An 11,887-nucleotide genomic window follows, 5' to 3' on the forward strand; every position below is an offset into this window, starting at 1 on the left:
CCGGGATCAGGACGACTGGCCGCCGGAGGTCGACGCCTCGCCGCCCAGCATCGCCTCGGCCACCTCGGCCACGCTGGTCTGCGGCGCGTCGGGTCCGTTGGCGGGGGGCGGCAGCTCTCCGGCGACGGCCGGCGGCATGCCCATCATCATCCGTGTCAGGGTGATCAGCTCCGAGCGCTGCTCACTGCGGTGGGTGACTCGGTCGAGCATGCCGTGATCCAGAAGGTACTCGGCCCGCTGGAAGCCCTCGGGCAGTTTCTCGCGGATCGTCTGCTCGATCACGCGGGGGCCGGCAAAGCAGATCAGCGCGCCGGGCTCGGCGATCTGGACGTCGCCGAGCATCGCGTAGCTGGCGGTCACGCCGCCGGTGGTCGGGTGGGTCAGGACGACGATGTAGGGCAGCCCCGCCTCCTTCACCATGTCGACGGCGACGGTGGTGCGCGGCATCTGCATCAGCGACAGGATGCCTTCCTGCATCCGCGCCCCGCCGGCGGCCGAGAACAGCACCAGCGGCCGCCCGGTCTGCACCGCGCGCTCGGCCGCCGCGATGATCGCGTTGCCGACATACATGCCCATCGAGCCGGCCATGAAGCTGAAATCCTGCGCCGCCGCGACGATCGGCGTGCGGCCGATCTCGCCCTCGACGACCAGCATCGCCTCCTTCTCGCCCGAGGCCTTCTGCGCGCCGCGCAGGCGGTCGGCATAGCGCTTCTGGTCGCGGAACTGCAGTGGGTCCTGCACCGGCATCGGCACCTCGACCTCCGAGAAGGTGCCGTTGTCGAACAGCGCCTCGAACCGGGCGCGGGGGCTGATCCACATGTGGTGGCCGCAATTGCCGCAGACGTTCAGGTTCTGCCGCAGTTCGCGGTGGAACAGCATCGTCCCGCACTCGTCGCACTTGGTCCAGAGGTTCTCGGGCACCTCTCGGCGCGAGAAGAGCGAGTTGATCTTCGGGCGGACGTAGTTCGAGATCCAGTTCATCGGGTGCGTGCCGTGGGCTGCTTCGGGCGGGCCAGACCTATGCGGCCTGAGGGTGAAATGCAATTCAGCGTGTGGTCAGGATGCGCCGCAGGATCAGCCAGGCCACGACCAGCAGGCCGATGTCGCCCAGGATCAGCCAGCGCGACCCGTCCTCGGCGTCGACGCCGTACGGGGTGCGGCGCAGGGCCAGGCCGGTGATCGTGCCCTTGGTGGCCAGCAGGAGGACGGCAAGCGCGTTTTTGGCGAAGTGGAACCCCCAGGCCGCGCCGAGGCTGCCGGTCACCACGGTCAGGTCGGTCGCGACCAGGCCGAAGGCCGTTGCCGCGCCCACGGCAAGCCACGCGTTGCCCCCCGCGGTCACGGGGTCGAAGTGCAGCAGTCCGAAGACGACGCCCGGAAGCAGCGCCCAGATAAGCGGCGAGCGGAACCGCGCGGCCAGTTGCTGCACGAGATAGCCGCGGAACAGCATCTCCTCCGCGCCGCTCTGGATCAGCAGGCCCGCCACCGCCAGCGGCAGCAGCGGCAGCCATGTCCCGAGGTCGAGCCCCGGAAGGCTGTCGTACCGCCACGCCCACACCAGCACCGCCACCGCGTAGACCGCGCCGACCACGGTCACGGCCGTCACGAAGTCGCGGAGCGCGCGGGAAGCGGGACCTATCAGCGTTCCCGGTCGGCGCCCGTGCAAGAACCGCGCCGCCACCATCACGCCGAGCGCCATCCCCGCGAAGGTCGCCAGCAGCAACAGCGTCGCGCCGGGGGTCCGCGCCTCGACCAGGGAGGCCAGGGTGTCGCCGGCGTCCGTCGCGGGCTGGCGCAGCACCGCGGGGGCGAGCACAGCGACGCAGACCGCGGCATAGATCAGCGCCGCCACGATCAGCCCGAGCAGCAGTCGCCAGAGCTGCGGGCGCGCGGTGGCGGGGCCGATGAAGGCCCGGAAGGCGGGGCGGGGCATGGCATCTCTCTCGGAGCGGCGCGTCGCCGGCCAAGCTAGCAGTCCGGCCCGCCGGGGCAATCGCGCTTGTGCGCGGGTGTCCGCTCGCCTATTCCCGGACGCAAGGGAAGATAACACGCCAGGAGGGTGTCATGCTCAAGGGCAAGACCGACAAATCCAAGCTGCCGAGCCGGCATGTGACAGAGGGGCCGCAGCGGGCGCCGCACCGCTCCTACTACTTTGCGATGGGCTTGAGCGAAGAAGAGATCAATCAGCCCTTCGTCGGCGTCGCGACCTGCTGGAACGAGGCGGCGCCCTGCAACATCGCCCTGTCGCGGCAGGCGCAGGCGGTGAAGTTGGGCGTCAAGGCGGCCTCGGGCACCCCGCGTGAGTTCACGACCATCACCGTCACCGACGGCATCGCCATGGGCCACGAGGGCATGCGCTCGTCGCTGGCCAGCCGCGAGGCGATCGCGGACACGGTCGAGCTGACGATGCGCGGCCACGGCTACGACGCGATCGTCGGTCTGGCGGGTTGCGACAAGTCGCTGCCGGGGATGATGATGGCGATGGTGCGGCTGAACACGCCGTCGGTGTTCATCTACGGCGGCTCGATCCTTCCGGGCAAGGCGCCCGCGCACAAGGACATCCCCGAGGATTTCGCGACCCGCGACCTGACCGTCCAGGACATGTTCGAGGCCGTCGGCCGGCATCAGAGCGGTAACCTGTCGGATGCCGCGCTGGCCGTGCTCGAGCGCGCGGCCTGCCCGTCGGCCGGGGCCTGCGGCGGGCAGTTCACCGCCAACACCATGGCCTGCGTGTCCGAGGCGATCGGCCTGGCGCTGTTCAACTCGTCCGGCGCTCCCGCCCCCTACGAGAGCCGCGATCATTACGCCGAGGCGTCGGGCCAGGCGGTGATGAACCTGATCGAACAGAACATCCGCGCCCGGGACGTCGTCACCCGCAAGAGCCTGGAAAACGCCGCGCGCGTCGTGGCGTGCACCGGCGGCTCGACCAATGCGGGCCTTCACCTGCCGGCCATCGCGCACGAGGCGGGTATCGAGTTCTACCTCGAGGATGTCTGCGAGATCTTCCGCGACACCCCGTACTTCGTCGACCTCAAGCCCGGCGGGCAGTACGTTGCCAAGGACCTCTACCACGCCGGCGGCCTGCCGGTGGTGATGAAGGAGCTGCGCAAGGCCGGCCTCGTCCACGAGGATTGCATGACCTCCAGCGGCCGCAGCATCGGCGAAGAGCTGGACATGACCGACCGCGAGGCGGACGGAAAGGTGATCCATCCGGTCGAGACGCCGATCACCGAGACCGGCGGCGTCGTCGGGCTGAAGGGCAATCTCGCCCCCGAGGGCGCCATCGTGAAGGTCGCCGGGATGCCGGCCGAGGACCAGGTCTTCACCGGCCCTGCCCGCGTGTTCGAGAACGAGGAAGAGGCCTTCGAGGCGGTCAAGGCGCGCGGCTACGAAGAGGGCGAGGTCATCGTCATCCGCAACGAGGGCCCGTCGGGCGGCCCCGGCATGCGCGAGATGCTCGCCACCACGGCGGCGCTGTCCGGACAGGGCATGGGCAAGAAGGTCGCCCTGATCACCGACGGCCGCTTCTCGGGCGCGACGCGCGGCTTCTGCGTGGGCCATGTCGGCCCCGAGGCGGCCTATGGCGGGCCGATCGCGCTGCTCAAGAACGGCGACATGATCACCATCGATGCCGTGAAGGGCGAGATCAGCGTCGACCTCTCGGACGAGGAGATGGACGCGCGGCGGCAGGCCTGGCCGGGGCCGAAGCCGACGAACTATGCCAGCGGCGCGCTGTGGAAATATGCCCAGCTGGTCGGCGCGACCTACAAGGGCGCCGTCACCCATCCCGGCGCCACGGCGGAAACCCACGTCTACATGGACCTCTAGGTCGAAACCGTGCCGCGGCCCCGGCGTGACCGGGGCCGCCGCCCGTGGGAGCGATGGATGGTCCGACGCATGGCGCTGGAACTGGCGCAACGCCTCGAGCGGCACTCGCTCCGCCGGTGGCAGCGCCGCGCGGCAGAGGCCGAGAAAGCCGATCTTGTCCATCTGCGCGCGCTGCGGAACCGGGCGAGCGCCCTGCGTAAGCAGCTGAACCGGGTGATCCACGTGGCCGACGGCCGGCTTGCGCTGCCGCGCGTCGGGGCCGACGCGATCGAGGCGCCGATCGGCGCGGATTGGGTCTGCCGCCCGGCCATGTGGCGCGGGGCCATACCGGTGCCGGGCCGCACGGCGGTCGAGGCCAAGACGCCGCTTGGCGGACAGGTGACGATCTTCCACGATGCCGGGCACCCCGAGGTGGCCGTGCGTCACGTCCGCAATCGCCGTGCCGATGATCTCGCGCCGTACGGTCTGCGGATGGAGGTCTTCGACTTCGATGGCACGTTCCTGTCGGCCGTGGTGGACCTGCCGGACGAGGCGCTCGCGGGGCTTCGGCGCGATAGCATCGTGCAGCTGAACGTGATGGCCGAGGCCGAACGGCCCGTAGGCCTGACCGCGCGCCTGAACGTCCGGCACGGGCCTAACACCGAGCAGATGGTTCAGCCGCTGGGCGAGGGGACCGGGTCATTCGTGGCCGAGTTCGACCTGGCCTATACCGGGCTGGACGACAGGCGGATCGAGGGGATGTGGATCGACCTGATCCTCGACCGTCCCTGGATGAACCAGATCACCCTGCGCGACGTGACGGTGAGCCGCCGTCCCCGCGCGCCCCTGTGACGGAGCTGCCCTTGTCCGAAGTGACGCTGACCGAGACGCGGATCGCCGATGGCGTTTGGCAGGGCGTTCTGCGCACGCCGCAGGCCGAGGCGCCGGCGCTGGCCGCTTTTCACGGCGACCGGCCGCTGCCCTCGCCCGAGGTCACGGCGGATCGCGGAGACGGCACTCTGTGGCTCGTCCGCGTTCCGATACCGCCCGAGGTCCTGAACGACGGGCTGCAGAGCGTCATCATCACCGAGGCCGCCAGTGGAGAGGTCCTTGCCTCGTGCGCGATCGCGATGGGCGAGGGGCTCGACCAGGACCTCCGCGCCGAGGTCTCGCTGCTGCGCGCCGAGCTCGACATGCTGAAGCGGGCCTTCCGCCGCCACTGCGTCGAGGCGCACGAGGGCGGCGCCTGACCTCAGCCGAAGGCCTGCGCGACCAGCGCGTGCCGCGTGGCGGGCGATGCCGGGGTGGGCGGAACCGGCTTCGCCATCTCGACGCCGCCGCCCGTATGCGCCAGCCCGGCGCACTCAAGCTCGCCCCGGAACGGTGCCGTCGCGACGCAGTCGATCCGGACATGCTCACCGGGACGCATTGCAAGGTGGTGGCGTATCAGCTGCCATGCGCTCGGGCTTTTGGGCGCGAGCACCGGCCCGATGACGTGCCCGCCGGCAAAGGGCCGGCTCAGGGCGACCCCCGTCAGGCGCCCGCCGTCGCGCAGCGTGGCGCAGTCGGCCACCGCCAGCAGGTGCCGCAACAGATCGCCGCGGTCCGCGCCCGTCGCCGCACGGTCGAGCGCGACAAGATCGTCGAGGTCCGGTGGCGTCGTCTCGATCCCGTGCGGCACGGTGAGGGGCGCGGCGATTCCTTCGTGCTTGGCCACGTGGCCCACAGTCTCGAACCCGAGTCGGCGATAGAGCGGCAGACCCATCTCGGTCGCGACCAACCTCAGCCGGCGGGGGCCGGCGATGCCGATCGCCGCCTCGACAAGACGCCGCCCGAGACCCGCGCCACGAGCCGCGGAATCGACCACCACCATGTTGATCGCCGCCGCGTCGGCGCCGAAGGGCGTGCAGAAGGCGGTGCCGATCACGGCGCCGTCGCGCTCGGCCACCACGCCATCCGACAGGGACGTGACCAGCCGCCATTCTGCCGCGCCGTGGGGCCAGCCGACCGCACCCGACAGGCGCAGGGCGGCGGGCAGGTCGTCGGGTCGGTAGGGGCGGATCGTCGTCATCGGGCCTTTTCCGTCTGTGCCGGTGCTCCTTGCCCGCGTCGGCGTCGTGCCGCAAGGCGGGGCATGACGCCGCGTTGAACGTGACACGCGGTGCGGGGCGGGAAAGGATGGCGGCGCAGCACAGCCGGGGGAGCCACATGACCTATCCGCACCTACTCGAACCGCTCGACCTCGGCTTCACCAGCCTGCCCAACCGCGTGCTGATGGGGTCGATGCATACCGGCCTCGAAGAGACGGGCGACTGGGAGCGGGTGGCGGCCTTCTATGCCGAGCGGGCCGAGGGCGGCGTCGGGCTGATGGTCACGGGCGGCATGGCCCCGAACCGCGAGGGCGGCGTGTTTCCGGGGGCGGCGGGGCTGTTCTCGGACCGGGACATCGCGAACCACCGCGGCGTGACCGACCGTGTGCACGACGCGGGCGGCAAGATCGCGATGCAGATCCTGCATGCCGGCCGCTACGCCTATTCGCAGGACTGTGTCGCGCCCTCGGCCCTGAAATCCCCGATCTCGCCGTTCCCGCCGCGGGAACTGGACGAGGAGGGGATCGAAAAGCAGATCGCCGACATCGTCACCAGCGCGGTGCGGGCCCGCGAGGCCGGCTATGACGGCGTCGAGATCATGGGGTCCGAGGGCTATTTCCTGAACCAGTTCCTGGTGACGCGGACCAACAGGCGCACCGACCGTTGGGGCGGCGCGTACGAGAACCGCATGCGCCTGCCGCTGGAGGTCGTCCGCCGCGTCCGCGCGGCCGTGGGCGAGGATTTCATCCTGATCTACCGTATCAGCCTGATCGACCTGGTCCCCGAGGGGTCGAGCTGGGACGAGGTCGTCACGCTGGCCAAGGCGGTCGAGGCGGCGGGCGCGACGATCCTGAACACCGGCATCGGGTGGCATGAGGCGCGGGTGCCGACGATCGCCACCAGCGTGCCGCGTGCCGCCTTCGCCTGGGTGACGCAGAAGCTGATGGGCGAGGTGTCGGTGCCGCTGATCACGTCGAACCGCATCAACACCCCCGAAGTCGCCGAGCGGGTGCTGGCCGAAGGCTGCGCCGACATGGTCTCGATGGCGCGGCCGTTCCTGGCCGACGGGCATTTCGTGGCCAAGGCCAAGGCTGGCCGCGCGGACGAGATCGCGCCCTGCATCGCCTGCAACCAGGCCTGCCTGGACCACACGTTCAGCGGCAAGATCAGCTCGTGCCTGGTGAACCCGCGGGCCTGCCACGAGACCGACCTGACCATCGAACCGGCGGAAACGCGGCGCCGGATCGCGGTCGTCGGGGCCGGGCCGGCGGGGCTGTCGGCCGCCCTGACCGCGGCGGAGCGGGGTCATGGCGTGACCCTGTTCGAGCGCTCCGGGCGGATCGGCGGACAGCTGAACCTGGCGCGGACGATTCCGGGAAAGGAAGAGTTCGAGGGCCTGGTCGACTGGTACACGCGCATGCTGGAGGTGCGCGGCGTGGAGGTCCGGCTGGACACGACCGCCGATGCCGACGCGCTTGCCGGCTTCGACTCGGTCATCGTGGCGACCGGCGTGTCGCCGCGCGATCCCGGTATTCCGGGGCAGGACGGCCCGAACGTGGCCGGATACGCCGACATCCTGTCCGGCGCCGTGACGGCGGGGTCGCGGGTGGCCATCGTCGGCGCGGGCGGAATCGGCTTCGACGTGGCGGAGTTCCTCGTGCAGGACCGCCCCTCGCCGACGGAAGAGCCCGAGGAATGGCGCCGGGAATGGGGTGTCGTCGATCCCGAGGCCGAGCGGGCGGGCCTGTCGTCCGAGGGACCGGCCCCCGAGCCGCCGGTCCGGCAGGTCGTCCTGTTGCAGCGCAAGGCCGAGAAGCCGGGCAAGCGCCTGGGCAAGACGACCGGCTGGATTCACCGCGCGACGCTCAGGATGAAGGGGGTCGAGATGATGCAGGGCGTCGCCTATCACCACATCGACGCCGAGGGGCTGCACGTGTCGGTGGGCGACGAGGGTGAGATCAGGACGATTCCGGCGGACACGATCGTGCTGTGCGCGGGGCAGGTATCGGCCCGCGCGCTGGCCGACGACCTGGCTGCGCGTGGAGTCGATCTGCATGTCATCGGCGGGGCAGACGTGGCGGCGGAGCTGGACGCGAAACGGGCAATTGACCAGGGCGCGCGATTGGCTTCTACATTGTAGACGAAAATTGTGTGGGCACACGACGGGCCGAAGCCATTGAAATTAAAGAATTCTTATCGCAGGAACGTTTCGGCGGTCAGGACGGTTTTTCGCTTTCCCGGATATTGTCCGAGAACGAACGCAATCCTGCCCGATTGTTTCGGCAGTGAAGGCGGCAACGAGTGCATATGAGTGAATTATGGACAGACTGACGGAGATGGAGGCCTTTGCGACCGTGGTGGACCAGGGTGGGTTCACGGACGCCGCCAAGAAGATGGGTATCTCCAAGTCCGCCGTGTCCAAGCATGTCTCCAGCCTCGAGGCGCGGCTGGGCGCGCGCCTGCTGAACCGCACGACGCGCCGCGTCAGTCCCACCGAGATCGGCTTGGCCTATTACGACCGCGCCCGCCGCGTCCTGAACGACGCCGGAGAGGCCGACAGTCTGGTGACCTCGATGCAATCCGCGCCCTCGGGCCTGCTGCGGATCAGCGTGGCGACCGATTTCGGTGTGAACCACCTGTCGCCGATCCTTGGGGCGTTCCTGACGGAATATCCCGATATCACCGTGAACATGGTGCTCAACAACCGCTACGTCGAACTCATCAGCGAAGGCTTCGACATGGCGATTCGGATCGGTGAACTCGAGGACAGCACACTGCGCGCCCGCAAGCTGACCGAGACGACGCGCCGGATGGTCGGGGCGCCCAAGTATTTCGAGAAATACGGTCGGCCCACGAAGATCGACGATCTGAACGATCACAAGCTGCTGCACTATTCCAGCCAGTCGAACGGCGCCGTCTGGAAGCTGACCGCGCCCTCGGGCGAAAAGCGGCAGGTGCGCACCGCCGGCTGGCTGAGCGTGAATGACGGGCAATCCCTTCTGAACGCCGCCGTCAGCGGGCTCGGGATCGCCTACCTTCCGAGCTTCCTGTTCGCAGATGCCATGGCCCGCGGCGAGGTCGAGGAAGCTATTCCCGACCTGCCGGTCGAGAGCCAGGGCATCTACGCCGTGTACCCGCCGGGCCGCTTCACGCAGCCCAAGGTCCGCGCCTTCATCGATTTCCTGGTCGACGCCTTCGCCGAGAAGGGGCCCGACCGATGGTAGCCAAAGCGTAACGAGTTCCCTGCAGAGGTGTACTGGGCGGCCTTCGGGTCGCCCGCTTTTTTATCCGCTATCGCCCAGCACGATCTCGACGCGCCGGTTGGCGAGGCGGCCGGATTCGGTATCGTTCGTGGTGCGCGGGGCGAGGTATCCGACCCCCTCGGCCCGGATTCTGTCGGCGTCGATGCCGTAGCTGTCCGTCAAGCGCGTGCGGACGGCCTCGGCGCGGCGGCGGGAAAGGTCGATATTCGCGCTCAGACTGCCTTCGGTGTCGGTATGGCCCACCAGCACCACGTCGCGCTCGGGGTTGTCATCAAGGAAGGCGGCTAGGGCGTCGAGCGAGCCGTAGCTGCCCTGGTTCAGCGCAGTGGAGCCGGTGGCGAAGGTCAGATCGTCCAGCGGCACGCGGCCTTGGGCCACCAGCCGCTCGGTCAGGGGCGTGTCCTCGGCCGGGGCCGCCGTTTCGGTTGTGGGCGACGATTTGGTCGTCGTCACGACGGCGGGCTCGGCCTCGCCCGCGGGGCCGATCTCGGTCACCTGGACGTAGCCCGCATGCACCGTGCGGCTGACCACGAGGCCGATGGCCTGCGGCCCGTCCTCACCGTCCTTCACGGCGGAGAGGTAGGTGAAATCGCCAAGGTCCACCTGCATCGCCGGCGCGGGCAGGATGTCGGCCGCGAACCGGAAATCGTACCCGCCGCACTGCGCCGCGCTGCAGGAAAAGACGACTTCGTATCCGTCCTGCGCGAGCTGGTCGCGCAGGCGTTCAGTCATCTGACCCGTGGTGAGGTCCGACGCGCCGAGGCGATAGGCGCTCTGCGTGACGTCGCCCTCGATGCTGCGGGTGGGCAGGGTGCCGTCCCGCCACGCGGCGACGGGAAGGGCATGGCGCGTGCCGCTGTCGCTCTGCTGTGCCGTCAGGCGCCCGTCGATCGGCAGATCGAGGCTCAGCGCCGCGGCCGCATGCGGCGCTGCGAGCGAGAGAGAGATGAGGCACGCGAAACGTTTCATGGTCGCATAGCGTCCTAGCGGCGATTCTGTTTCATTCCGGTTTGCGCATCGGGCCATGGATCGGCAAAGCGTTGCCGGCCTGTCGCAAGGATTGCTGCTCGTGTCGTCCCGTACCTGCCGGTTTTTCCAACCGATTCCTGCGGGCGTCTCGGATTATGCCAGACTTGAGGCCGATTCGGTCTTTTTTGGGTCATCGGCCGCACGGCCGGGCGGGATGTCGCAGCCGCGCCACAGGGGCCGGTCAGGCCCCGACGCGGTAGTGATACGAGGTCGCGACCCGCATCCCGAGGCTTTCATACAGTGCAACGGCCGGGGCATTTTCGCGCGTGACGGCCAGCGCCAGAACCGACGCGCCGCGATCCCGCGCCCACCGGGCGGCCGCGATCATCATGTGCCGGCCCGCCCCGCGGCGCCGCAGGGCGGGGAGGGTTTCCACCGCATGCACCATGGCGATCCTGCCGTGCGTCGCGGCGAACAGGGCGCCCGCGGGCCGGTTGTCGGCGCGGGCGAGCACGGCGATCTTCGGGGCGGGTGCCCGGTCGATCACCGCGCGCCGCGGTCCGGCGATGCCGCCATCGCGCCAGATCTCGTCGACGATCGCCAGCGGCGGCCAGTGGGTGAAGGCGGAAAGACGGGGCAGGTCCCGCTCGGCCAGCGCCGAGACGTCCGTCTCGTAGACGACGACGGGATCCCGCACGGCATACCCCGCCGCGTCGAGAAGGGCATCCAGCGTGTCCTCGCCCGCGCGCACCATGAACAGCGGTGTCTGCCCGAGGTCCCGCATCCCGCGTTCGGCGTCCCGCAGGTCATCGGTTGAGACCGGCGCCTCCGCGGTCGCCGCGCTGACCCGGTTGCCGCCGCCCTCTCCCTCGCGCAGGATCCACGGTCCCACGCGCCTGGTCTGCGCCGCCGGCCATGTCGCGGTCATCGCCTGCAACAGCGCGGCGCTCACAATTCGGCGTCCGGAAAGACCTCGGCCAGGTGCGCGATGGCGGCGTCCACCGCTTTGGGCTCGGCGCCGCGCACGACGACGTTCACCGCCCCGCCGCGGTCATCGGCGAACGGGTACGAGCCGAAGGACAGCGCGGGATTCTCCCCGGCCAGGGTGCGCAGGGGGCCGGCAACGTCGCCCTCGCCGCGGCGGATCGTCAGGTTGCGGCTAACCGGGGGCGTGCCTCCCTCCAGCCGTGCCAACAGGCCGTCGACCATCGCCTCGAAGATGCGCGGGACACCGGCCATGACGTGCACGTTGCCGAGGGTAAAGCCCGGCGCGGCCGAGACCGGGTTGTCGATCAATGTCGCGCCCTCGGGGATCCGCGCCATGCGCAGGCGGGACTCGTTCATCTCGATACCCTTGGCGTCGTAATGCGCCTGCAGCACGGCCCTTGCATCGTCGCGCACGTCGATGGCCTTGCCGAACGCGGCCGCGACGCAGTCGGCGGTGATGTCGTCATGGGTCGGCCCGATGCCGCCCGACGTGAAGACGTGGGTATGGGCGGCCGACAATGCGGTGACCGCGTCGGTGATCGCCGCGCGCTCGTCGCGCACCACGCGCATCTCGGTCATGTCGATGCCGTGCGCTGTCAGACGCTGCGCCAGGTGATGCATGTTCGAGTCGCGGGTGCGCCCCGACAGGATTTCGTCTCCGATCACCAGCATCGCCGCCGTTGGGTTCGTCATCACCGCGCTCCTCGTCACATCGTGGCCGCGCGCCGCTTGCGCTTTCCGCCGGCTTCCCCGGAGGGTATAGGGCTGGCC

General features: G+C 69.7%; 11 protein-coding genes. 5 read left to right on the forward strand and 6 right to left on the reverse strand.

All coding sequences use genetic code 11. The features are described 5' to 3' along the window. Nucleotides 1-6 precede the first annotated feature (6 nt). Nucleotides 7-981 carry an acetyl-CoA carboxylase, carboxyltransferase subunit beta gene (gene accD / locus BMZ25_RS14925; RefSeq protein WP_092695014.1) on the reverse strand — a complete coding sequence of 325 codons (975 nt, stop codon included), beginning with the start codon at nucleotides 979-981 and terminating at the stop codon, nucleotides 7-9. Between the two features lie 64 nt (nucleotides 982-1,045). Next, nucleotides 1,046-1,933: a CPBP family intramembrane glutamic endopeptidase gene (locus tag BMZ25_RS14930; protein ID WP_092695015.1), complete on the reverse strand. Its 888-nt coding sequence runs from the start codon at nucleotides 1,931-1,933 to the stop codon at nucleotides 1,046-1,048. 131 nt (nucleotides 1,934-2,064) lie between these two features. Here BMZ25_RS14930 and ilvD point away from each other — a divergent pair, with 131 nt between their 5' ends. From ilvD to BMZ25_RS14945, 3 genes are read left to right on the forward strand one after another with little or no spacing between them, the layout of a single operon-like run. Then, entirely contained in the window at nucleotides 2,065-3,828 is a 1,764-nt protein-coding gene (gene ilvD, locus BMZ25_RS14935) for a dihydroxy-acid dehydratase (RefSeq protein ID WP_092695017.1), read from the forward strand. A gap of 57 nt (nucleotides 3,829-3,885) precedes the next feature. Beyond that, on the forward strand, nucleotides 3,886-4,659 hold the full coding sequence (locus BMZ25_RS14940; RefSeq protein ID WP_235859891.1) for a DUF6478 family protein: 774 nt from the start codon (nucleotides 3,886-3,888) through the stop codon (nucleotides 4,657-4,659). Between the two features lie 20 nt (nucleotides 4,660-4,679). Continuing rightward, a complete protein-coding gene (locus BMZ25_RS14945) occupies nucleotides 4,680-5,057 on the forward strand; it encodes a hypothetical protein (protein ID WP_328586867.1) in 378 nt (125 codons plus the stop codon). Nucleotides 5,058-5,059: 2 nt separating this feature from the next. Here BMZ25_RS14945 and BMZ25_RS14950 read toward each other — a convergent pair whose 3' ends face one another. Continuing rightward, on the reverse strand, nucleotides 5,060-5,878 hold the full coding sequence (locus BMZ25_RS14950) for a GNAT family N-acetyltransferase (protein ID WP_092695023.1): 819 nt from the start codon (nucleotides 5,876-5,878) through the stop codon (nucleotides 5,060-5,062). A 137-nt stretch (nucleotides 5,879-6,015) separates the two neighbouring features. On the opposite strand from BMZ25_RS14950, the gene BMZ25_RS14955 reads away from it, so the two are divergent. Together BMZ25_RS14955 and BMZ25_RS14960 are read left to right on the forward strand one after the other, a co-directional pair. After that, nucleotides 6,016-8,037 carry an NADPH-dependent 2,4-dienoyl-CoA reductase gene (locus BMZ25_RS14955; RefSeq protein WP_092695025.1) on the forward strand — a complete coding sequence of 674 codons (2,022 nt, stop codon included), beginning with the start codon at nucleotides 6,016-6,018 and terminating at the stop codon, nucleotides 8,035-8,037. 178 nt (nucleotides 8,038-8,215) lie between these two features. Continuing rightward, entirely contained in the window at nucleotides 8,216-9,121 is a 906-nt protein-coding gene (locus tag BMZ25_RS14960) for a LysR family transcriptional regulator (protein WP_092695027.1), read from the forward strand. A 60-nt stretch (nucleotides 9,122-9,181) separates the two neighbouring features. On the opposite strand, the gene BMZ25_RS14965 is transcribed toward BMZ25_RS14960, so the two are convergent. The 3 genes from BMZ25_RS14965 to BMZ25_RS14975 all read right to left on the reverse strand — a co-directional run bounded on the left by BMZ25_RS14965 (nucleotide 9,182) and on the right by BMZ25_RS14975 (nucleotide 11,809). Next, complete coding sequence (locus BMZ25_RS14965) at nucleotides 9,182-10,129, reverse strand: OmpA family protein (protein ID WP_177190479.1); 948 nt, start codon at nucleotides 10,127-10,129, stop codon at nucleotides 9,182-9,184. Between the two features lie 241 nt (nucleotides 10,130-10,370). Continuing rightward, nucleotides 10,371-11,081 (reverse strand): GNAT family N-acetyltransferase, encoded by a 711-nt coding sequence (locus BMZ25_RS14970; protein ID WP_235859892.1) that lies wholly within the window; start codon nucleotides 11,079-11,081, stop codon nucleotides 10,371-10,373. After that, entirely contained in the window at nucleotides 11,078-11,809 is a 732-nt protein-coding gene (locus BMZ25_RS14975; RefSeq protein WP_092695031.1) for a competence/damage-inducible protein A, read from the reverse strand. The genes BMZ25_RS14970 and BMZ25_RS14975 overlap by 4 nt, the downstream gene beginning before the upstream one ends. Between the last annotated feature and the right edge of the window lie 78 nt (nucleotides 11,810-11,887).

Origin of the sequence: Tranquillimonas rosea, from assembly GCF_900111315.1 — a bacterium.
Lineage (GTDB): Bacteria > Pseudomonadota > Alphaproteobacteria > Rhodobacterales > Rhodobacteraceae > Tranquillimonas > Tranquillimonas rosea.

Excerpts from the sequence above, each read along its gene's own strand:
- BMZ25_RS14950 (WP_092695023.1), bottom strand. The coding sequence starts at position 5,878 with ATGACGACGATCCGCCCCTACCGACCCGACGACCTGCCCGCCGCCCTG.
- BMZ25_RS14930 (WP_092695015.1), bottom strand. The coding sequence starts at position 1,933 with ATGCCCCGCCCCGCCTTCCGGGCCTTCATCGGCCCCGCCACCGCGCGC.
- ilvD (WP_092695017.1), top strand. The coding sequence starts at position 2,065 with ATGCTCAAGGGCAAGACCGACAAATCCAAGCTGCCGAGCCGGCATGTG.
- accD (WP_092695014.1), bottom strand. The coding sequence starts at position 981 with ATGAACTGGATCTCGAACTACGTCCGCCCGAAGATCAACTCGCTCTTC.
- BMZ25_RS14975 (WP_092695031.1), bottom strand. The coding sequence starts at position 11,809 with ATGACGAACCCAACGGCGGCGATGCTGGTGATCGGAGACGAAATCCTG.
- BMZ25_RS14960 (WP_092695027.1), top strand. The coding sequence starts at position 8,216 with ATGGACAGACTGACGGAGATGGAGGCCTTTGCGACCGTGGTGGACCAG.
- BMZ25_RS14965 (WP_177190479.1), bottom strand. The coding sequence starts at position 10,129 with ATGAAACGTTTCGCGTGCCTCATCTCTCTCTCGCTCGCAGCGCCGCAT.
- BMZ25_RS14955 (WP_092695025.1), top strand. The coding sequence starts at position 6,016 with ATGACCTATCCGCACCTACTCGAACCGCTCGACCTCGGCTTCACCAGC.
- BMZ25_RS14940 (WP_235859891.1), top strand. The coding sequence starts at position 3,886 with ATGGTCCGACGCATGGCGCTGGAACTGGCGCAACGCCTCGAGCGGCAC.